Annotated in this window: 23 protein-coding genes; 1 reads left to right on the plus strand and 22 read right to left on the minus strand. The window is 58.4% G+C overall.

Annotation, left to right across the window (positions count from 1 at the left end; translation table 11 throughout):
• Nucleotides 1–4: 4 nt before the first annotated feature.
• The 15 genes from VGK14_RS00865 to VGK14_RS00935 form a co-directional block, all read right to left on the minus strand.
• Entirely contained in the window at nucleotides 5–400 is a 396-nt protein-coding gene (locus tag VGK14_RS00865) for a hypothetical protein (protein WP_331507008.1), read from the minus strand.
• Nucleotides 385–1,050 (minus strand): hypothetical protein, encoded by a 666-nt coding sequence (locus VGK14_RS00870; RefSeq protein WP_331507009.1) that lies wholly within the window; start codon nucleotides 1,048–1,050, stop codon nucleotides 385–387. The genes VGK14_RS00865 and VGK14_RS00870 overlap by 16 nt, the downstream gene beginning before the upstream one ends.
• Nucleotides 1,047–1,733 (minus strand): hypothetical protein, encoded by a 687-nt coding sequence (locus tag VGK14_RS00875; RefSeq protein WP_331507010.1) that lies wholly within the window; start codon nucleotides 1,731–1,733, stop codon nucleotides 1,047–1,049. Before VGK14_RS00875 ends, VGK14_RS00870 begins: the two co-directional genes overlap by 4 nt.
• 1 nt (nucleotide 1,734) lies before the next feature.
• On the minus strand, nucleotides 1,735–2,541 hold the full coding sequence (locus VGK14_RS00880) for an agglutinin biogenesis protein MshI (RefSeq protein WP_331507011.1): 807 nt from the start codon (nucleotides 2,539–2,541) through the stop codon (nucleotides 1,735–1,737).
• Between the two features lie 221 nt (nucleotides 2,542–2,762).
• Nucleotides 2,763–6,224 (minus strand): LamG domain-containing protein, encoded by a 3,462-nt coding sequence (locus VGK14_RS00885; RefSeq protein WP_331507012.1) that lies wholly within the window; start codon nucleotides 6,222–6,224, stop codon nucleotides 2,763–2,765.
• A 288-nt stretch (nucleotides 6,225–6,512) separates the two neighbouring features.
• Entirely contained in the window at nucleotides 6,513–6,929 is a 417-nt protein-coding gene (locus tag VGK14_RS00890; RefSeq protein ID WP_331507013.1) for a hypothetical protein, read from the minus strand.
• Nucleotides 6,919–7,743 (minus strand): type II secretion system protein, encoded by an 825-nt coding sequence (locus VGK14_RS00895; RefSeq protein WP_331507014.1) that lies wholly within the window; start codon nucleotides 7,741–7,743, stop codon nucleotides 6,919–6,921. The genes VGK14_RS00890 and VGK14_RS00895 overlap by 11 nt, the downstream gene beginning before the upstream one ends.
• A complete protein-coding gene (locus VGK14_RS00900; RefSeq protein WP_331507015.1) occupies nucleotides 7,740–8,231 on the minus strand; it encodes a prepilin-type N-terminal cleavage/methylation domain-containing protein in 492 nt (163 codons plus the stop codon). The genes VGK14_RS00895 and VGK14_RS00900 overlap by 4 nt, the downstream gene beginning before the upstream one ends.
• On the minus strand, nucleotides 8,206–8,652 hold the full coding sequence (locus VGK14_RS00905) for a pilus assembly FimT family protein (RefSeq protein WP_331507016.1): 447 nt from the start codon (nucleotides 8,650–8,652) through the stop codon (nucleotides 8,206–8,208). The genes VGK14_RS00900 and VGK14_RS00905 overlap by 26 nt, the downstream gene beginning before the upstream one ends.
• Nucleotides 8,649–10,400: an O-antigen ligase family protein gene (locus VGK14_RS00910; protein WP_331507017.1), complete on the minus strand. Its 1,752-nt coding sequence runs from the start codon at nucleotides 10,398–10,400 to the stop codon at nucleotides 8,649–8,651. Before VGK14_RS00910 ends, VGK14_RS00905 begins: the two co-directional genes overlap by 4 nt.
• A 62-nt stretch (nucleotides 10,401–10,462) precedes the next feature.
• Nucleotides 10,463–10,816 carry a type II secretion system protein gene (locus tag VGK14_RS00915; RefSeq protein WP_331507018.1) on the minus strand — a complete coding sequence of 118 codons (354 nt, stop codon included), beginning with the start codon at nucleotides 10,814–10,816 and terminating at the stop codon, nucleotides 10,463–10,465.
• A 75-nt stretch (nucleotides 10,817–10,891) separates the two neighbouring features.
• The gene (locus VGK14_RS00920; RefSeq protein WP_331507019.1) at nucleotides 10,892–11,368 is read right to left on the minus strand and encodes a prepilin-type N-terminal cleavage/methylation domain-containing protein; all 477 of its coding nucleotides are present in this window, start codon (nucleotides 11,366–11,368) and stop codon (nucleotides 10,892–10,894) included.
• Between the two features lie 43 nt (nucleotides 11,369–11,411).
• Nucleotides 11,412–11,909 (minus strand): type II secretion system protein, encoded by a 498-nt coding sequence (locus VGK14_RS00925; RefSeq protein WP_331507020.1) that lies wholly within the window; start codon nucleotides 11,907–11,909, stop codon nucleotides 11,412–11,414.
• A gap of 3 nt (nucleotides 11,910–11,912) precedes the next feature.
• On the minus strand, nucleotides 11,913–13,142 hold the full coding sequence (locus VGK14_RS00930; RefSeq protein ID WP_331507021.1) for a type II secretion system F family protein: 1,230 nt from the start codon (nucleotides 13,140–13,142) through the stop codon (nucleotides 11,913–11,915).
• 12 nt (nucleotides 13,143–13,154) lie between these two features.
• Nucleotides 13,155–14,861, minus strand: coding sequence for a GspE/PulE family protein (locus tag VGK14_RS00935; RefSeq protein ID WP_331507022.1), 1,707 nt, complete (start codon nucleotides 14,859–14,861; stop codon nucleotides 13,155–13,157).
• 132 nt (nucleotides 14,862–14,993) lie between these two features.
• Between VGK14_RS00935 and trmL the strand changes: the two genes are divergently transcribed.
• Nucleotides 14,994–15,458 carry a tRNA (uridine(34)/cytosine(34)/5-carboxymethylaminomethyluridine(34)-2'-O)-methyltransferase TrmL gene (gene trmL / locus VGK14_RS00940; RefSeq protein WP_331507023.1) on the plus strand — a complete coding sequence of 155 codons (465 nt, stop codon included), beginning with the start codon at nucleotides 14,994–14,996 and terminating at the stop codon, nucleotides 15,456–15,458.
• Between the two features lie 49 nt (nucleotides 15,459–15,507).
• Here trmL and VGK14_RS00945 read toward each other — a convergent pair whose 3' ends face one another.
• The 7 genes from VGK14_RS00945 to VGK14_RS00975 all read right to left on the minus strand — a co-directional run.
• Entirely contained in the window at nucleotides 15,508–16,497 is a 990-nt protein-coding gene (locus tag VGK14_RS00945; protein ID WP_331507024.1) for an NAD(P)H-dependent glycerol-3-phosphate dehydrogenase, read from the minus strand.
• A complete protein-coding gene (locus tag VGK14_RS00950) occupies nucleotides 16,494–16,946 on the minus strand; it encodes an SH3 domain-containing protein (RefSeq protein WP_331507025.1) in 453 nt (150 codons plus the stop codon). Before VGK14_RS00950 ends, VGK14_RS00945 begins: the two co-directional genes overlap by 4 nt.
• Nucleotides 16,930–17,397, minus strand: coding sequence for a protein-export chaperone SecB (secB, locus tag VGK14_RS00955; RefSeq protein WP_331507026.1), 468 nt, complete (start codon nucleotides 17,395–17,397; stop codon nucleotides 16,930–16,932). Before secB ends, VGK14_RS00950 begins: the two co-directional genes overlap by 17 nt.
• Nucleotides 17,398–17,534: 137 nt before the next feature.
• Nucleotides 17,535–17,792, minus strand: coding sequence for a glutaredoxin 3 (gene grxC, locus VGK14_RS00960; RefSeq protein WP_331507027.1), 258 nt, complete (start codon nucleotides 17,790–17,792; stop codon nucleotides 17,535–17,537).
• Between the two features lie 2 nt (nucleotides 17,793–17,794).
• Nucleotides 17,795–18,208, minus strand: a complete 414-nt coding sequence (locus VGK14_RS00965; protein ID WP_331507028.1) for a rhodanese-like domain-containing protein — start codon at nucleotides 18,206–18,208, stop codon at nucleotides 17,795–17,797.
• A gap of 23 nt (nucleotides 18,209–18,231) precedes the next feature.
• Nucleotides 18,232–18,435, minus strand: a complete 204-nt coding sequence (locus tag VGK14_RS00970) for a DUF2892 domain-containing protein (protein ID WP_331507029.1) — start codon at nucleotides 18,433–18,435, stop codon at nucleotides 18,232–18,234.
• A partial coding sequence (locus tag VGK14_RS00975) for an efflux RND transporter permease subunit (protein WP_331507030.1) occupies nucleotides 18,432–21,535 on the minus strand: 3,104 nt, incomplete at its 5' end. The genes VGK14_RS00970 and VGK14_RS00975, both read right to left, overlap by 4 nt.

Genomic DNA, 21,535 nt, shown 5'->3' on the forward strand with positions numbered 1-21,535 from the left:
TTGATTACCTAACTTGTGTTGGCCGCGCCTGGCGGTACCTTTTTTCTGGCTGGACCATTTTCTTCTCGACGCCGGCATACATGCGCAGGTTTTCCAACGAACCGTCGACGTTGCGCAAACTCACTTCACCATCCGCGACCCGGATCAGCACTGCTTCGCCATATTTCTCTCCCAGCAGCAACTGCTGGCCGCTGATCGTGGCCGACTTTCGATGCCTGGAGATGGTGACCATCTGCAGCACCGGCCCCAGATTCGCCGCCGGCTGCGCTTCTCCCGGAACCGGCATGCCGCTGGGCGGGCGCGTCGGATCGTTTAGCGTATCGGCATGCGCCGGTACCATCCATGCCAGCCCAAACGCCATCATACTGCATTTTGCCAGCGCTTTCAGAGACTCAGCCATGTCTTGTCCAGACTCAATGTGTAAAGCGTCAGCGTTAGCGTGGATTTGGGATATGCGTTCGCATTGAGATCGAGATTTTCCCACAGCATGCGCCACGGCGAAGCCTCCAGCTCGGCCACATAATTTGCCAAATCGAAATAGCCACCCTCCAGCGTCACCTGAAAACCATGTTTGTAAATTCCGAAGACCGGCATGGGTGCGCCTTTGGCATCGGCGGTTCCATCCATCAAACCGCTGACCGGCAGCGTTTTCAGCGACACCAGCTTGAGATGCTTATCCTTCTGCAACAAGTTATCCAGCACGCGAGGCATATTCTCAGGGGCGATCAATTCACGTTCCATCGCCTGCAAATCGGCATCCATTTTGGTCATCTGCCGCTGCAGGCCGGTCAGATGCGTCTTGTTACCGACGTCGGGGTCGACCTCGGCCGCCTTGATCACGCTCAGCTCCTGCTGTTGCAGCTTGGCCACTTCCTCCTGCTTGACGATTATTTCCTGGCGGTAAAGCTTGTTTTTCTGCAACATCGGCGTCAGCAGCAGCGTATCGAAAACCACCCAGATCAAGGCCAGCACGCCGCCCAATACCATTACGCGCTCGCGCTGGCTGAGCGCCAGCACCGTGGTGGAAACCTTATCCCAGTATTGCTTCACGAATTTGCACCAGGTGCTGGCGGGGGAGGCTTCCTGGCGCCGGATTCGGCAGGTTTCTCCGCAGAGATGATGAATTCGATCTGCCCGGCCACCTGGCTGCTTGCTGCCAACTTGGGGTCTTTTGCGGTGTCCTGTTTGGGCTGGGTCACTTCCAGCGTGCTAAACGAGCGGCCATGCAATGCCTGGTCGCCGGAAAGCCGCATCAGATATTGCGGAATCAAATCCGGCGAAAGCGCCTTGCCACTGATGCGCATCTGGTCGCCGGCGGCATTGGCCATGATGCCGGTGAGCCACAGGCCGTTAACGCTCTGGCGCGCAAAACCGTGCAACAAACCGGAAAATCCGGCACGGCTTCTGATCGAACCGCTCTTGAGCGCAGCGAACACTTTTTCGCGCTCAGACACCTTTTCCGCCGTCATTTTGATTTCAGCCTGCAACACCTGGCTTACCGTCCGCACCGGATTCCGCTGGGCAACCTGCAACAACTTGCTCTGCTCGTCCTGAGTACGATGCGCCCACTCTTCGCGCTGCTGGGCAAGCTTGGTCGCCTCGTGCGACAGGCTCCAGGCATAAATGCCCAGCAGCAGTGCAAAAGCCGCGACTACCTTGGCCATCAAGGCCGCCGTCAGCAATTCGAACTTGGGGCGCAGTTCCGGATTGATCAGGTTGATCTGCTGCGCCATGTCAGGCCGATGCCTCCGCCCGCAAGGCTGCGCCTATCGCCAGGAAACACTGCGCCTGCATGGCGGGATTTTCCAGTTCCTCGACGGCAGCCAGATTGATCACATCGGCAAGATCCAGGCTCGCGACCTGGATGTAGAGATTTTCGCGCAGATATTCCTCAAGCGCCGCCTGCCCCGCCATCGGTCCCAAAACCAGCCTGGTCACAGTGACATAGTTGAACTGGCGCTCGAAATTATCCAGCGAGCGCTGCAATTCCAGCACCAGCCGGTCAAAATTATGCAAACGCTGCCCTTCGTCCGCGAGACCAAGCTGCGCTGCGGAAATTTCAATCTGCCGGGCGTGGTAGAGTTCGCCGCTCGCGGTGAATGTCAGCAGGCCGCCGTCACCGTTGAACGAGAGCAATGCCACGCCGCGCCCGCCCTCTTCCAGCAAAGAGGCGATATTGCGCTGCGCCAGTTCGGGAATATCGATCACTTCCAGATTGACGCCGGCCGATTCCAGGCCGTCCATGTAGCGCTTGATCACCTCGTTGCGCGCCGCTACCGCATACATGAAATGGCCGCGACCCGTGCCGCTCCGGTCAGGGAGGATATCGATCGCATCCACCGTCGCCTGTTCCAGCGGATAACTCAGCATGTCCTTCAGCTTCCAGCGCACCGCCTGTTTCAGCTCCGCCGCCGGCACGTTGGGCGCGTCCACCTGCATCAGCTGGTACTCGTTCGGCGCCAGCAGCACCCGGCAACGCTTGTGCGAAAGATGAAGCGTTTTGGCAAGCTTGCCCCAGGCTTCGGCGGTGTTTTCCGGCATGGCATAGGTCGCGCAAACCACTACACGGGGTTTTTCTTGATGAGGCACTACGGATGCTACGGAGATGCCGGCGGCGCCTCGGCTCAACACCAGGCTATCGACAAGTTGCGTTTTTCTAAAAGGGAAACGCATCAAATGGAGTTAACCTTACAATTCACATGAAGAATATTACACTAACTATTTATACATAAACAATAATTTATAAAATTTATTTTCTATTTCTAATAATTTTCCCGAATGTAAATAAACTCGTTGGCATTCTTGTAAATGCCGAACGTAGCGCGCGCAGCAGGGTCGGCATCCCCCGCGCCTTTCCAGTTGAAATCAAGCCAGACAGGGGAATTGATGGTGATGTCGACATAGCCCGCATGCCCCGCTCCCGGCGCAGTCAATTTCAAGGACGCATTGCCGGCCACCAGCGGATTATTCAGCGTAGCAGTCGTAGTGCCGCTGTTCGCAAGATGAAGATCCAGGCCACTACCGCTGGCCGGGGGCGTCAGCGCAGTGCAGTTGTCTGGCGTATTCGTCACCCAGGCGGCTCCGCTCCAGTATTGCGCCACCAAGGTAACAGGCAAGGCCAGGAATTCAGAACCGTAGGCATTCATGATGCGCAGACGTCCACTATCGATGGTGGCGGTACCTTCTGCCGCACCGGACGAAGTGACGCCGTCCGGTGCATCGGTTGCGCGCAACTTGATTGCTGCCGGTGCGGTTGTCCTGCTGCTAAAGGTATAGGCCGGCGTATTGACTGTTGCAATGCCAGCGGAAAATGAGGATGCCGCAATGCCGCCGGTCGCCCCGAAACTGCCGACGGCAAGCGCATTGCCATCCGTAAGCGTGACCGGCTTGGCGAAAGCACCGGCGTAATTCTGCGTAACGGCGGCCACCACCGCCCCGTTCCATGCCGTCACATTGACGGTAAACGGCTGGGCGGAATAAGTGAAGCTGCCGCTGCTGCAGCCCTGCGTCACCGTCGTCGTGAAGTGATCCGGGATAAAGCGTCCAAAATAGCCGGTTGCCGCCACATTGCCGAACTTGCAGCCGTATTTGCCGCCCACCGCCGCATTCGAGAAATCATTGGTGCAATCCGACGGCTGGTCTACCGCAGTATAGGTGTCGTCATAGACGCCATCGGCATTCAGCCTGAAATATCCCACATCATCGTAGCTGAAGGCCGCCCCCGTCGCGGCGCCTGTCGCGCCATTGGCCGCGCCGAATGTGCCGAGCAGCGTTCCCGTGCGCGTCGCTCCGGCATGCGCAGCGACCTGGGCACTGTCCAATTTTGGCGCTCCGTCGTAGCCGGCCACGGCTGTTGCTGTCAGGCCAAAACCGGAGCCGGCCTTGATGGTCGGCGCGGCGGATGTCGATGTGCCGGTACTGTCGGCGCTGGCCGTCGATGCGACCGTAAATGCCTGGGGCCGAATGGCAAAATTATCGACGCTGCACCAGGTCATGCCGGAAGGCGGGCAGTTGGTGGCATCGCAGACAAACTTGAAACGCGCATCGCGGTAGGCATTCGGCACCGTGGAACCACTCAGCGTCAGCCTCCCGGCACTGAAACCGGTCACTGCCGCATCGACCGTCTGGGAGTAGTCGGGCGTGAAACAATTAAAGCCGTCCACGCCGCCTGTGGCAGCCCTGGCGATCAGCGATACGTTCACTTTACCGGCAAACGTGGTCTCCACCGCATCGGAGCTGTTCAGGGCGACCACATCGCCGGAGAACGCCGTACCAGCCAGCCGCGTGTATAGCCTGCCGCTGGCGGCACTGCAATTGCTCGACGTGTAGTTGTGGCATGCGTTGAACTTGCTGACACAAGCGGTCAGAGTCAACGTGGGGTCTTCGGCCGCGTTTTCGACGAGTTGACCGTCGGTGACATTGATATTCACGGCACCCGCCGTGCTGTGGTTAAGCGCAAACACCGCCTGATACTCGCCATTGAACAGATAGGTCGCTATCCCGTCGTTAGCCGTGCCGTTGTTGAACACGCCATAACCGCTCACCAGCGACCAGTCTCCCAATCCAGTGCTCGTACTGAGCGTGATAGCCGTCGTATTGTTGGGCATCAGTATCAAGTTGTGGTTGACATCATGGGCGGCAATCGTGACATTATTGGCTTGGCAAACCTTGCCGCTGCCGGCATGGCTGATGGCGTAGTGAGCTAGGCATGCGCCGCTGGCCTGGCTCATGTCGCGCTGCACCAGCGCCAGCCCACCCTCGTAATTGTAGATACGGAATTCATCCAGCGTACCACCCGCAGATCTTCCGCTTCCGCTCTGACCGATGAAGCCCGAGCGGTTGTCCCCCACGTAAAGCGTACCTATACTGCCGGAAACCGTGCCTGCCGAAGTGAAGGACCCCTGGACCTGCTGAACGCCATTGACGTAAATACGCATATGGTCATTATTGCTGCCCCCCAGGGCATTAAAATTCCAGCTCACGGCAATATGTACCCATCCCGTCGCCGAGAGTACGCTATTGCTCAGATTGGGCGTTTCCACCACGCGGTCGGTTCCCGTACTGTCGCGTATCACGAAACGAAGTACGGAATTCGTATTGCTGATCCTGCGTTTGACCAGGAAAAACCATTGATTGTTAGCAACGGTAGCGTCGAACAATTGCGCGTCCTGGGAAACGTTGCTCGCCCAGGTTGCGGGGTCATACCAGAACGTGATGGTGCCGGCGCCCCCTACCGTGGTTGGCACAACGATGCCGGTATTGATAGCGTCGATAGTGCCGGCATTGTTGTTTGACGGAATGGCCGCACTGCGGCAGGCATAGCCCGCCGCGGTCGTCTGCGCCGAGCCAACCCGCACGCCATTGCGCCCGTTGCCGCTGGTATCGCGCACCTCACCCGCGGCACCGTTCCAGCTTGGCTGTTCCATGCGGTATTCCGCGACCGGACGGGGAATAAAGAATTTGATCGCGCTGTTGTTCGCCGGAAACCCCACGCTCGGCACATCATAATCGTTGGCGTCGACCTGCCAGCCGATCTGTGCGTTGGTATTGCCCGGCCCTGGCGTGTCCGCTCCATATTGATAGATGAATTCGCCGTTTTCCTGCAGGATGATCTGAAGGTTGTAGCCGCCGCTCGCCGTTGAGGCCCCGGTCCATTCCGGCACGTTGCTCCAGGTGACGACGAAACTGCGGTATGGCGCCGTGCCGAGCGTGGCATAACTGACATAGCAGGTCGTCCGGCTGGTGCAAACCGTGCTGTAGCCCGGCACTTCGGAGCTCAAGGTTGGATCAAGATCGTTCCCGTAAATCCGCATGGTGTAATTCAACCCGCTGTCGGGATAGGGCAACTGCGTCACCGGGCTACCAAAGCCGCAGGCAGTATTGTTGTTGAATTGCAGACGGCCGTTGCTCATGATGCGCACCTGGGTGAAGTTCACCCCGCCGTACATGAAAGTAAAACCGATGGGAATGTTGTCGGACAGCGTGTCATCGAGGATCGGCGGGGTAGTGCCGCAACCGCCGGTGTTGTTGAATTTGTAAGGTACGGTGTTGTAACCCACCTTGCTGTGGCTGCTGGCATCGATCCAGTTGAAAGGCACGGAGGCATTGGCATAAGTGACAGCCTGGACCTGGACAGGTGCCGACAATAGGAGGAAAACCAGGCTGGCCGCGCCTAACCACCAGCCGTTCCTCAAAGGCAATTTTGCGTGAATCAGTTTTCGCATAGGTCGCATCCTGCAGCTTAGAGCCTATTTCAGTAGTAAACGAATGTGCGCCGGCCATGCATTGCGCGCAGGGCTAGGCGGGAACCGCGCGGTTTGGTTTATTCCAAACAAGCGGCGAGTAACAACGCCATGCGCGCAATGCATAGCCAGCCCGGAGAGTTTGAACACAAAAGGGCGTCTGCCGCGTTGCGGCGCTTGCCAATGGAATAACCATTGGCTTCACACCGCGCCTTGCATCCATCCCTTTTGTGTTCAAACGCATCTTTCGTTTACTACTGAAATAGGCTCTTATTTAGCCACCGTCACCTGCAACTGCCGCTCGACGTAATAATCGCCGGCGGGATTTCTGCCATTATGCGCCGCCGAAATAATCTGGCAGACGTTTATGGCGCTTGTACCTTCCGTTGCAACCGTCTGGGTAAAAGTGACCGTGACGGTATCGTGGACAAGCACCGAAGTCGCCGGGAAAGTCAGCGTGGAAGAACCACTGCAACTCGAGTTGCGCAAGGCTTGATACGCCCCCCACTCCACCCCTGCTCGCGCCGCCTGATACGCCAGCACACCTTCTTCATCCAGCGCCGAGGCGTGATACTGCATGGTCGCCACGCGCCCCAGAAACACGGCGATGCCGCCCAGCACCACGATCAGGAAAATGCCCATGATCAAGCTGAACCCATGCTGGATGTTGTGCGCTCTAGGGAACATTATCGACATGCACCTGATGTTGCAGAATCACGCTCTCTCCGCTCGCGTTCGTCATTTTCAATCGCATGGCAATCAATCCCGAGCGCTGGGTCACGCCGGACGTGTAGGTAATATTGCTTAAAGCACAATCCACGCCCGTCGCCAGCCGCGACTTGGTCACGCCCGCCAGGCCGTCCAATGTAGATATGCTTGTCGGCTGCCCCGGCTGGCGCGCATATCCGGAATAGCGCCAAAACGTCGTTACATCGCAGGCGTAAGTAACCGGCCCCCCGATGATCTGGAAACGATTGCTGGGGGATTCGAAAGGAAACTGTTTGGATGCGAATTTGACATTGCCCGTGGTCGATCCGGGCGCAATGGATGCGACGTTATCGCCAGCGTAGACGTCATCACCAGCGATACCAAGGTTATACACCACCACCTCGTTGCCCACTACCGGAGCCACGGATAACGCGCCGATAACATCAAAACCGGTATCCGGACCAGTAAAAATCAGGGCGTCTCCCGTGCATGCCGCACTGCAATCCTGAACGGCGCGGTATCGTCCGCCCGACAGCGTCGGCAAAAATTCGACGAAGTTACCGTTAACGCGGACGCTATTGGGCAAAGCCGTGTGCAGCTCGCGCGCCATGCGCCGCAGCGTGGTATCGGCCACATCGCCCAAGTCCGCGCGACGCGTGGCATCGAAATAGCCCTTGAGAGGATTGACGAAGCTCACCACCAGCGCGCCCAGTACGGCAGTAATCACGATCACCATGATGGCTTCGATCAGCGTGAACCCGGCCATGCCCGGACTGTGTCGCAATGTCGTCATGGTCCGGTATAGTTGGTGCGGTAACCTTCCAGGGTTACCGTAGTGTTGATCGGCCCGGAGACCTTCACCGTAATATGCTTGACTTCCCCTGCGGCGATGCCGCTGAATGCAGTCGTCGCATCGACCGTCACGCTGACCACGTTATACTTCTCCAGTCCTGGAATCGTGGTGGAAGGCGCATCCACTGAACTGATGCCGCTACGGCTGTAGCCGTTATAGTCATCGATATCGTCCCAGTCGGTGCGGCCGCTTTCTCCGGTATTGGTTCCATCGGGATCGCTGTAATTCTGCAGCATGATCTCTTCCAGCAGGGATTCCGCAACGGCCAGCGCCTGCTTCTTCACCACCGGATCCGTGGTGTGCTGCACGTTGTAATTGATGGCTGCGGCTATCCCTGCCAGCGCCACCCCGACAATGACAATGAACACGATCAGTTCGATCAGCGTCAGGCCGCGCTGGTGGTCAGGCACAGGACGAAGTTTCTGCATGCACATAGCCGGTCTCCGGCTCCAGGCAAATCCAGCGTGTCACCGCACCGCCGGAAACCGTAAACGCCTTTACGGCAGTCAGCGGCGTACCCCCGACAGAAGGTTGGCCAAGCCCATTGAACGTGACGCTGCCGGCGCCGCTCACGCTAACGCCATTCAGCGCGGGATAAGAATCAGCCCCGACGGTTACGGCGCAACCCGCACCCACCGTCACAGCCACGGGAGTTGCTGGGACGCGCTTGGCAATCGCGAGTTTTTGCGCCATGCGGATCGAAGCCTTCAGGGTTTCCGCACAGCCATCGGCATCGTAGCCGGCGAAATTGAGCTTGGCGGCGACATAAGCCGCGAGTACACCCATGACGACCATCATCACGATCAGCTCGACCAGCGTAAAACCAAACTGTTTTATCGCCAACCTCATCCGGAAACTTCCGCAAGCAATCTTTTCATCCCGACGGAGTCCGGATGACCTCGCAACAACTCTTGCGCAATTTGCACGGCCTTATTTTTTTGGCCATCAAAAGCCAGGCATCTGGCATATTCCGCCGTCACCGCATCCCAATACGGCTTAACGGTATGCGCATGTTCCATCCAGGCCAGAATTTGCCTGGATCCAGCCGGACTTTCCATCCAGGCGTGATAACGCCTGTGCATCACCGCACGCGCGACACTGCTGGCAACATCGTAAGGATGCGCGCGCATCGCCTTGCCGAGCAAATTATCGGCCTCGGAAAAATACGCTGGGTGTTTTTTTTCCAACCCCAGCTGCAACCATACCAGTGCCTCGCCTCGATACCAATCGGGGTTGCCTGGCTGCAGCACCTGCGCCATCCGGTAGGCCGTTATGCCGTCGCCAGCCAAACCATGACGCAAGCGCAGAACCGCATAATCCGCACATCCTTCAGCCGCAACGGGCAGGATTAAGGCCGCCATCAACGCGCCAACCGCCGCCTGCTTTAGCCGGCTCCACCAAGCACCGTCTCTCTCGCTGCAGCTACCCGGTTCCTGCAAAATCAACCTTCGATGAATAGTCGCCAGATATCCGCCCAGCACGGCCAGCAGAAAAGGGATATACAGCGGGTAATCGACCAGCGCATGCACCAACATGGACGAAGCACCCACCGTGGCCATCATCAGTACGATATCCCGGCGCTTCGTATCCGATCGGCGCCAGCGATTGATGCCGATCAGAAAGGCACCTATCATCGCAAGCAGCGTTGCGATGCCGGCAGCTCCGGTTTCCATGGCGATCTGGAGATAATCGTTATGGACGTAATTGGTCGACATTCTCAAAAAAGGCGAAACCTGATACTGATCGAACAAAAACCCGAAGCTGAAAAACCCGGTCCCCCAAGGCCATGACTGATATGCCAGCCCCAGTGCCATTTTATATAACACCAATCGGTAAGACGTATCGCCCTCGATAAAGGTAGCGAGGATACGCGCGTAATCCTGCTCAGTATGGGTGTTCAGCAACGGCGCGACGTTATGGACAAATAGCGTCAGCAACTCCATGCCGATCATCACGTACAGAATGCGCCGGTAATTCAGCTTTATCTGGCGCCAACCCGCAAGCCAGACGAAAAATACCATCCCGCCAGCGAAACCGAGATATCCACCCCGGCTATGGGACACCAGCAATCCGAGAAAAAACAGCATCGCCAGGACGAAATTTCTGCTTCCGCCGCGTCCCAGCAAGTAGTAGGCAAGCAGCGGGGTCAAAGCCAGATTGATCGCGGTGGCATAGGTATTGGGCGTAGTGAATAACGCCCTTCCTCGCGTCGTCGCAGCGCCCAGGAAGCCCTCTCCCGTCCACCACTGGAAAATTCCCCACAGCGCAAGCGCCAGGCAAACCAGTACCAGCAAGCGGAATAGCCGGAATTCAAAATCGCGGGGCAAGGCCAGGCATGCCCAAAAAGACAGCAGCAGCGTCAGTGGTAGATAATAATTCGCCGGATGGTAGGCAGGATTGATCAGCATTGCATTGGCCAGCAAGACCACGCCAAACAATGACAGCAGCCCGGACCGCCATCCCATCAGGCGGGCGAAATCTATCCGATGCAGCAGCCCGGCCAGCATCAGCAAGCCGATTCCCCATGGGTAAATAAGCGCCATGGATTGCTGTTCCGGCAATTCGGCAGATGCCAGCAACAGGGCAATCAGCGCCAACCCAATGAAAAAAGGGGCTGCTAAGCCCCTTGCTTCAACCTCGTACAGAAATGCCACGAGATTTAGTTCACGCAGAGTTCGGCCGGTAATGTAAACGATTGGGTAGCCTCGGCAGGAGAATTATAGGTAAGTGTAATAGTACCGCCGCCAGAACCGCCACAATTACCGCTGCTATTCACCTTTGAATCAAGCGTGGTTTGGCCTTTGATTGTTGAAAATGTACTGGCCGCTTTGACAGAACCATAGGTAATTACAGCTGCGGAGTTTAGTGCTGCCTGGGATGCCTGCAACACAGCCGTCTTCGCGGATGAATCCAGGCTCTGCAATTTAGGCAATGCCGTTGCCGCCAAAATACCCAGAATCACAATTACCACCACCAGTTCGATCAGGGTAAAACCTGCTTGTTTCGCTTGCATCGCATTTTCTCCTTTAAAAGCTATCCGTTAAAATTATCATAAAACCATATGATTTAACAATAATTTTTACAAAAATTAACTGCACTCCGATATCTGAAATCCGTTGCCGCCACCGCCATAGGTGTATGTGGGCTGCTGGGCTGCGGCCGCTTCGTTATACTGGAACCAGCAATTGACGTGATTGGAGTCCGAGGCGACCCGCACCGCCGAGCCCGCGGTATTGTTGATGTCATAGTCGGTTGTGGACAGCCCGGACAAGGCCGCCACCACCGCGGCCGTCGGGTAACCGTTGACGTAACTCACCACCACGCCCTCGGCAACGATATTCGGCGCCGGCGTTCCCGAAAACCCGGAATCGAAACCTCGCGCCACCAGTTGCGCATGCGCCAGCACCGAAGACGCCCTGACCGCCGCCAGCGCGCCGTTCATCTTGGCCACGCGGGCATCGGCTTGCAGCGAGACGAACTTGGGCAAGGCGACCGCCATCAGGATGCCGAGAATCGCAATCACCACGATAAGTTCGATCAGGGTGAAACCCTGCCGTTTTTTCATATGCTTATCCTTTTGTGCCCACAGCAAATTTAATACCACTACCCTATTCGAACCAATGGTACGGCTCCGCCAACTGCATATCCACGCCAGGCGTGCCTTGCCCGCCCGGCAATACCACGAGGCGGTAACGAATACGCTTGCGGCCACTGCTGTCCGGCAAGAAATGGCCGGTATTATTAGCCAGATACGTCATTATTTTGCCGCCCCTGTCGTAATACCAACATCCGGCAGGCATATTCAGGTCCGGGTCACCATTCACCTCGCCACAATAGCTGGCCGGCGGCCGCTCAAGCCATGACACAGGATTCTGCTCCGCGAGTGCCGGAATCGCAATCTCCCTGTTATCGAGGATGAGCTCCGCCATCTTTTCGCGCAGCGCGCTTTTTAGCACGACCGCGACATATTCCGCGCTGGTTTTTTCTGCCAGCTCCTGATAGTAAAGCAGGCGATTTACCAGCACCGCCAGGATCACGCCGTAAATCACCAGCACCACTGACAATTCGATCCAGGAAATACCTTTGACATACGGCAGACGCGCCATTTTTTAATGCTTGATGGCGACCTTGCCCAGATCCCATATCGGCAGGAACACGCCCAGCGCGAGGATCAGCACCAGTACGCCCAGGAACACGATGAGGATAGGCTCGATCTGCGCACCCAGCGTTTTGAGTTCGTATTCCACCTCGCGCTGGTACATCTCGGCGATTTCCTCCATGAGGTCGTCCAGCGAACCCGATTCCTCACCCACCGCGATCATCTGCAGCACCACGGGGGTGAACACGCCGCTGTTGGCCGCGGTGCGCAAGATGCTTTCGCCGCGTTCCACGCCGCTGCGCATGCCTTCCACCTTGCTGGCGATGAAATCGTTATCCACGGTTTGCGCCACCAGCGTCAGCCCTTGCAGCACCGGCACCCCGCTTTTGGTAGCCAGCGCAAAGCTGCGCGCGAATCGCGCCAGTGTCGCTTTGCGCACGATTTTGCCGGCGACCGGGATTTTCATCTTGAACTCATCCCACTTGAGCCTGCCTGCGGGAGACGCCGTGTAACTGCGAAACAGGAATGCCGCGCCGACGATGATGGCCAGCACGTAATACCAGTAATGCACGGTAAAGTCCGAGGTGGCGATCAGCACCTTGGTCAGGAACGGCAGTTCCGCATTGAAGCCTTTGAACACCTTGGCAAACGCGGGGATGACGAACAGGTTGATGATGCCGATTGCGATGACCATCGCGGTGACGACGAAGCTGGGGTAGCGCAGCGCAGTTTTCACTTGCTCGCGCATGAAGCGCTCGAATTCGATATGCTCGAACAACCGCATGTAAACCTGATCCAGCATGCCCGTACCTTCGCCAACCCGCACCATATTGATATAGAACGGCGAAAATACCTTGGGATGCTGAGCCATCGCCGCGGAAAGCTCGCGCCCCGAGTCCAGGCTTTGGCGCAGCTCTCCGATCATCTCCGCGAACGCCTTGTTGGGCGTGGATGCCTGCAACCCGGTCAGCGCGCGCAGGATGGGGATGCCGGCCTTGGATAGGGTATACATCTGCCGGCTGAACAGCATCACCTCCAGCGAGGTGATTTTTTCCCTGAACAAACTGGTCAAAAATCCAGCTTCACCGCTTATGCCCGGCCCCGCAGTTTCCGCAATGCTGACCGGCGTAATGCCGGTGTCCAGCAATTGAGTCGCCGCACCGCCGCTATCGGGGCTTTCCAGCACCCCTTGCACCAGGCCGCCGCCGGAGTTTCTACCTTTGTATGCGAAGAAAGGCATTAATTCTGATCGCTAATTCTCAAACTGGTTGCTGATCCGCATCGCTTCGGAAACCGTGGTTTTGCCGGCAAGCACCATTTCCACCGCGTGGCGGCGCATGGTTTCGGTACCCACCTGCTCCTTGGCGATGCGGATGAAATGTGCCGGCTCGTGGTGGTTGGCGGCCTCGGTGAGCTGATTGTTCATTTCCAGCAACTCATATACCGCGACGCGGCCCTGATAACCGCTGCCGTTGCACTGCTGGCAGCCGCGCCCGCGCGAATAGCGGTGAGCATCGACATCGGTACCCAGTTCCAGCCTGAGCCACTCATGTTCGAACGGCAGCGGCGTATAAGGCTCGGCGCAGGTTTCGCAGATAACCCGTACCAGGCGCTGCGCCACCACGGCCAAGAGCGACATCGCCACCATGAAACGCGGCGTGCCCATATCGATGAGGCGGATCGGCGTGCTGACGGCGTCGTTGGTGTGCAAGGTAGACAGCACGAGGTGGCCGGTCATCGCCGCGCGCAGGCCGATCTGCGCGGTTTCCTGGTCGCGCATTTCGCCCACCAGCACGATGTCCGGATCCTGGCGCAATACGGAGCGCAGCACGCGCGAAAAGTCGAGATCGATCTTTTCGTTGACCTGCACCTGCGTAATGCCGGGCAGACGATATTCCACCGGGTCTTCGACGGTGATAATTTTATTGTCCGGAGAATTGAGCTCCGCCAGTGCGGCATACAGCGTGGTGGTTTTACCGGAACCGGTAGGACCGGTCACCAGCACCATGCCGCTGGGGCGGTGGATCAGCTTACGGAATTTCTCCAGCATTGCCGGCTGCATGCCCAGCCGTTCCAGCCCTATCATCGAGCCGCTTTGCACCAGCAAGCGCATCACCACGGATTCGCCATACTGCGTGGGCATCGTGGAAAGCCGCACGTCGACCTGCTGGCCGCGCAGGCGCATGTTGAAGCGGCCGTCCTGGGGCAGGCGCTTTTCTGAAATATCCAGCCCCGATACCAGCTTGAGGCGCAGCACCAGCGCAGTGGCGATCTTGCTGTCGGCCTCGGTCTGCAGATGCATCACGCCGTCGATGCGGAAACGGATCTGCAGCTTGCTTTCCTGCGGCTCGATATGCACGTCGGAAGCCCTGACCTGCATCGCATCCTCGAAAATCGTATGCAGCAACCTGACGACGGGGGCATCCTCGACGCTTTGCGAGGTGATACCGAAGTCGGCAAAGTCGACCGCATCGGTGCCCAAGTCCTGTTCCAGTTGCTGCGACAGGTTTTTGATTTCCTCGGTGCGCCGGTAAACGCGATCGACCAGCGCGAGGACGGCGCTTTCGGTGACCACCGCGAGCACCATCTCCTTGGTCAGCAGTCGGGCGATTTCGTCGTAGGCGAACAGATCGGTGGGGTCGGACATGCCGACCAGGTAGCTGTCGCCGCGGTCTTCCAGCACCAGCGCGCGGAAACGGCGCGCCTGCGCCTCGGGCAGAATGCGCACGACATCAGGTTTGGTATTGAAAAATTTGAGGTTGATAAACGGCACTTGCAGCTGACGTGCCAGCGCCTCGGAAATCTGGGGCTCGGTGACGAATCCTGCCTCGACAAATACCCGTCCCAGCTTGCGGCCGGTGCTTTTTTGCAGCTCCAGCGCCTTCAGCAGCCGGTCGTTGGAAAGCAACCCTTGCTGCACCAGAATCTCGCCAAGCCGGACTTTCTCGGGACGTGCCATGACTATCTCAAGTTGTTATTCGACGGCCAAATCAAAGCAAGGCGAAAAATGCGTTTTTGAGTTGGACATGAAATTAGTGTAGTTTATGATGAGGGGATTGTATGTTATTGACTATAAAAAACAAGCCATCCCATGTTTGACCTCATCCTGTACCAGCCGGAAATTCCGCCCAACACCGGCAACATCATCCGCCTGTGCGCCAATACCGGCACCCGGCTGCATTTGGTGAAACCGCTGGGCTTCGACCTCGAAGACAAGCAGCTGCGGCGCGCCGGGCTGGATTACCACGAATACGCGTCGCTGCAAGTGCATGAGGATTGGGCAAGCTGCATGGCGGTTTTGGCGCACAGGCGGCTGTTCGCGCTGACCACCAAAGGAGCGACGGCTTACACCAATATCGCGTTCAAGGCGGGAGATGCTTTCGTGTTCGGGCCGGAAACGCGCGGCCTGCCGGCGGAAATACTGGAGCAGTTCCATGCCGACCGCCGCCTGCGCCTACCCATGTTGCCGCACAGCCGCAGCCTGAATTTATCCAATAGTGCGGCAGTGCTGATTTACGAGGCGTGGAAACAGAATGGGTTTGTGAATAGTAAATAGTTGTCAGTAGGTTGCCGTTACTACAAACCGACAACTATCGGCTGACAACTCAATAAACTTCCGCTTTCTGCTCGCGGTTGAGCAGATTTTCCACCGCGGCGCGCGGCGCGAGACCTTCCGAAAGCACCTGGTGCACTTGCTGCGTGATCGGCATTTCGATGCCGAGCTTGTGCGCGCGGCTGCAGACTTCGCGGGCGGTGTGCACGCCTTCCGCCACATGGCCCAGACCGCCCAGGATGGCGTCCAGTGTCTCGCCGCGGGCCAGTCTCAATCCAACCTGGCGGTTGCGCGACAAGTCGCCGGTACAGGTGAGGATGAGGTCGCCGGCACCGGCCAGGCCCATCATGGTTTCGGATTTGGCCCCCAGGGCGATGCCGAACCGCGTGATTTCGGCCAGGCCGCGGGTGATCAGCGCGGCGCGGGCGTTGCTGCCGAAGCTCATGCCGTCGCAGATGCCGGCGGCGATCGCGATCACATTCTTGAGCGCACCGCCTACCGCCACCCCTACCACATCGTTGCTGCTGTATACACGCAGATGATTGGCGTGCAGCAGCGCGGCGGCGTCGCGCGCAAAGTCTGCGTCGCGCGAGGCCAGTGTCAGTGCGGTCGGCAGGCCGGCCGCCAGTTCCTTGGCGAAACTGGGCCCGGAGAGCGCACCGCAGGCGTGACCCGCCGGCAATTCATCCGCCGCCACCTCAAACAGCAGCTTGGCGCTGAAAGCCTCCAGTCCCTTGCACGCCCATACCACCGGCGCCCGGCAGCCGGATTCGCGGATTTCGCGCAGCACATGGCGCAAACCGGCGGTCGGTACCACCGACAATATCAGATCGGCTTGCTGCATCGCGGCACGCAGATCGCCTTCCAGCTGCAGCTTTGCCGGAAAATCGAAACCTTCGAGATACAAACGATTGGCGCGCGTCTCGCGCATCGCGGTGAGATGCTCGTGATTGCGCGTCCACATCACCACCGGATGCTGCCGCGCGATATGGATGGCCAGCGAGGTGCCGAACGCACCCGCGCCTAATACGGCGATTTTCATATGCCCCAGACCTGATTTGCCAGAATGTAACCGGTTAAACCGTCGCGATGGCGGACCTTGATCCAGCCGTTGTCACCGGCTTCGACCAGCTCCAGGGCGACGTCCTTATCGGCGCGGAACACGACGGGAGCGGAAGCATCCGCGGTTTCGCGGACGTCGATGCGGTCAACCGCAACGACCGTACGCTTTACGGCCAGTTGGCGGCTTTCGATCCAGGCCAGGCTGCCGGTCTTGTCGCGCACCTTGTCCCATTCGCCGAGGTCGACGATGACTTCGACCGGATAGAACTGGGTGACAATGAACAGCTTTTTGCCTTTGACCGAAGGCGCGTCGTACATGATGCCGCGCGGCACGCTGACCGAGCGGTAATCAAGCGCAAAAGCCGCCGCCGGCAGCAATGCCAGCGACAGCCATGCCCAATGAAAAACAAGCCTAATGGGTGGTCGCATTTTCCGCCGGCTGCTGTTGCAGCTGCTGCGCGTACAATGCCTCGAAGTTGACCGGGTTGAGTAGTACCGGCGGGAAACCGGCGCGGGTGACCATATCCGACACTGCTTCCCGGGCATAGGGGAACAGGATATTGGGGCAAGTCACGCCGAGGATGGCGGAAATATTTTCTTCCGGCACATTGCGAATCACGAAAATGCCGGCCTGCGCCACCTCGACCAGGAAGGCCACCTTATCCTGGATCTTGGACGTGACGGTGATCGTGATCACCACTTCGAACACGCCTTCATCTATCAGCGCAGCCTTGTTCTGCAACTCGATGCTGACCTGCGGATTCTCCTTTTGCAGGAAGACTTGCGGTGCGTTCGGCGCCTCCAGCGAAAGATCCTTGACGTAGATTTTCTCGATGCCAAACACCGGTTGTTGCGTTTCCTGCTGCTGCTCTTCAGCCATGATGAGATTCCCTGGGTGCCTGACGGCGGTGGTTAAAATTAAATCGCGGGCTACATTCTAGCCGGTTCCACCCTGTTTTTGAACTAAAAAACGGCAGTTAACCGCTTTCCCCGGATTGAATCGGGACCGCGCGGAAATCAGCTGGCGAGCAGCACGTCCAGCTTGCCTGCATGCTCCAGCGCATGCAGCTCATCACAACCGCCGACATAGTGCTCGCCGATGTAAATCTGCGGCACCGTGCGCCGGCCGGTGCGCCGCATCATCTCCATCCGCTTCTCCGGTTCCAGATCGACGCGAATCCTGGTGATCTGCGTAATGCCCTTGCTTTTGAGCAGCCGCTCCGCGTTGACGCAGTAAGGGCAGATCGCCGTGGCATACATGGTTATTTCAGGCATGACTACTCCTTGCTCACCGGCAGTTTCGCCGCTTGCCAAGCGGCAAAACCGCCGCCCAGATTGAATACGCGCGCGAATCCGTTGCTGCGCAGCAGCGAACTTGCGCCGGCCGAGCGCATTTCGGACTGGCAGTTGACTATCACCGGCTTTTCCTTCCATTTCTCCAGTTCCGCCAGGCGCGCCGCCAGTTGCGGGAGCGGAATGTGCTTGGCCGCAACGATATGTCCAGCCGCATATTCGGCATTCTCGCGCACGTCCAGCACCAGCGCCTGCTCGCGGTTAATCAGCGCCACCGCTTCGGATGGACCGACCTCGCCGATACCGAACATCATCCGGCGCAGCACGGGCCACAGCAGCATGCCGCCAGAGCCCAGCGCCAGGCCGATCAACCAGACATTGTCCATTAAGAACTTCATTGCTTTACCTTTCGGTTCGAACATTATTTAAGACCGCAGCGCGCCAGAATCCTATCCATCGGACAGAAGTCGGTAAAACCGCTCTGCAACAGGTTGGCGCCGACAAATACGGTAAACCACAGCCATGACGGCCTGGATAAATCCGCTTGTCCGTTGACATGCGCCAACGCCAGCGACAGCAGGATGAAACCTCCCGCAATGATACGCACGGCACGATTAATAGTCATGAACGGACTCCTTGAGAAATGGCTGTCAGCCTGTAATGGAATGCGTAATACAGCACGGGGATCACTACCAGCGTGAGCAGGGTAGACACCAGAATGCCGAAAATCAGGCTGATTGCCAGCCCGTTGAAGATCGGGTCGTCCAGGATGAACAAGGCGCCTATCATCGCCGCCAGCGCAGTCAGCATGATTGGTTTGAAGCGCACGCTGGCGGCGCGCACCACCGCCTGCTCAAACGCTATGCCCGCCTGCGTTTGTTCATTGATGAAATGCACCAGCAGAATGGAATTGCGCACAATGATGCCGGCCAGCGCAATCATGCCGATCATCGAAGTGGCGGTGAATTGCGCACCAAGCAGCGCATGGCCGGGCAACACGCCAATCAGCGTCAGCGGAATCGGCGCCATGATGACCAGCGGCACCCGATAGGACCCGAACGCGGCCACCACCAGCAGATAAATCAGCACCAGCCCCACCGCATAGGCCATGCCCATATCGCGGAATGTTTCGTAAGTAACCTGCCACTCGCCATCCCACTTGATGGAATAGCCGGCATAAGGATCTTGCGGCTGGCGGATGAAATATTCGCCCAGATTTCCGCCTTCCGGCAAAGCCATGCTATGGATCCGCGAGCGGATGCCGAACATGCCATACAGCGGCGAATCCAGCTTGCCCGCCATATCGCCCACCACATACACCACCGGCAGCAAATCCTTATGGTAAATGGTTTTTTCGCGTGCGGTCGATACCGGCTCCACCAGTTCGGATAGCGGCACCGGCACGCCATCCTTTGCCCGCACGCGCAGTTTGAGCAGCGCATCGAGGTTGCCCTGTTGTTCGGGGGGTAGCGCAATACGTACCGGCAACTCGTATTTCGCCGCTGGATCATGCATCGGCGTAGCGTTCTCGCCGCCTAAGCCCATGGCGACCGTCTCGACGATGTCCTTCTGCGCCACGCCCATCTGTGCCGCCTTGCCTTGTAGCACCTTCAGCACCATTTTTCGTGCATCGTCTTCCACGCTGTCATCGATGAACGCGATGTCCCGCGTCGCGCGGAACCCTGCGCGAACGCGCTTGGCCACGTTCATCTGGCCGTCGTAATCGGGGCCGTAAATCTCGGCTACGATAGGCGATAGCACCGGCGGGCCGGGCGGCACTTCGACGATTTTAAGGTTTGCTCCGAGCCTGGCTGCGATGTTTTCCAGCGCGGGCCTGATCTTGCCTGCGATCTCGTGGCTTTTCAGCCCGCGATGCCGCTTGTCCACCAAATTGACTTGAATATCGCCCTGTTCCGGCCCGTTGCGCAGATAATACTGGCGAATCAATCCGTTGAAGTTGATCGGCGAGGCCGTGCCGGCATAGGCTTCATAATCGGTCACCTCCGGCACGGCGGCAAGATAGAAACCCATCTCGTGCAGCACCCGCGCGGTTTGTTCCAGAGGGGTGCCTGCGGGCATGTCCACCACCACCTGAAATTCCGACTTGTTGTCGAATGGCAGCATCTTCAACACCACCAGCCTGACCGCCGCCAGCGATGCCGACATCCCGATCAGGACGAATATCGCCAGCGCCAGCAGCCGGCGGCGCAACGCGCCCGCGTCGCGGTTGAGAAAGGGCACCATGATGCGGCTAAAAAATCGTTCCGCCGCAGGAATCGCCGGGAGATTGCTGGAGCCGTCATGCTCTGCGCCCCCAGCGGCCGGACGCTTTGCGTTTTTCAACAACTTCAACGCCATCCAGGGCGTGACCACAATCGCAATCGCCAGCGAAATCAGCATGCCGAAGGTGGCATTGATCGGGATCGGGCTCATGTACGGCCCCATCAGCCCGGTAACGAAAGCCATCGGCAGCAAGGCTGCGATGACGGTAAACGTCGCCAGTATGGTGGGCCCGCCCACTTCATCCACCGCTTCCGGGATAATGTCGGCGAATGGGCGCTGCGGCTCCAGTTCGCGGCGGCGATGAATGTTTTCCGCGATGACAATCGCATCGTCCACCAGGATACCGATGGAAAAAATCAGCGCAAATAACGACACGCGGTTCAACGTAAAGCCCCATGCCCAGGATGCGAACAGCGTGGCGGCCAGCGTCAGCACGACCGCCGCACCCACTACCAGAGCTTCGCGCCGTCCCAGCGCGAACAACACCAGCAGCACTACCGCGCCGGTGGCAAACGCCAGCTTGCCGATCAGTTTCCGTGCCTTTTCGTTGGCCGTTTCGCCATAGTTTCGCGTCACGGTGAAATGCACTCCTTCCGGGATCAGCGTACCGCGCAACTGCTCCATGCGCTCGATCACGCGTTGCGCGATTTCCACTGCGTTTTCGCCCGGCTTCTTGGACACCGCAATAGTGACCGCAGGGTGCTCGGCATGCTGTTGGTTGCCACGCATCGCTCCCGCAGGACCGCTTCCCATCCAGACGAAACGCGCCGGCTGGTCCGGCCCGTCGACCACTTGCGCAACATCGGCCATGACTCCCGGTTTGTCTTCCCGCACGCCGATCACGAGCGTCTTCAGGTCGTTGCCCGATGCCAGAAAATCGCCTGCCTGCACCGGAATCTCGCTATTGCCATTGACCAGCTTGCCCGCAACCCGAGAAACATTGGCCGCCTGCAGCACATCTTTCACATCCTGCGCCGTGATGCCATAAGCGTTTAACCGTTCGACGTCGAGCAACACGCGCACCACCCGGTCAGGCCCGCCTATGGTGACCACGTCGCGCGTCCCCTGGATGCGCTTGAGCTCCGCCTCCGCCGCATGCGCCACACGCCCCAGTTCGTAGGCGCCCCGGCTGTCGTCGTCCGTCCACAACGTGAGCGTAACGATAGGCACATCGTCTATGCCCATCGGTTTGATGACCGCTTTTCCCACGCCCAGCCCCGGAGACAGCCAATCACTCCTGGAATTCACCGTATCGTAAAGATTGACCAGCGACTTGACGTTATCCTGTCCCACCTCGTACTGCACGGTAAGCACCGCCATGCCGGGTTTCGATACCGAATAAACGTGCTCGACCCCGGCGATGCGCGATAGCACCTGCTCTGCCGGCGCACTGACCAGGCTCTCCACCTCTTTGGCCGACGCGCCGGGGAACGGCACGAACA

This window comes from Novimethylophilus sp., from assembly GCF_036504375.1.
In the GTDB taxonomy this organism is placed as follows: Bacteria; Pseudomonadota; Gammaproteobacteria; order Burkholderiales; family Methylophilaceae; genus Novimethylophilus.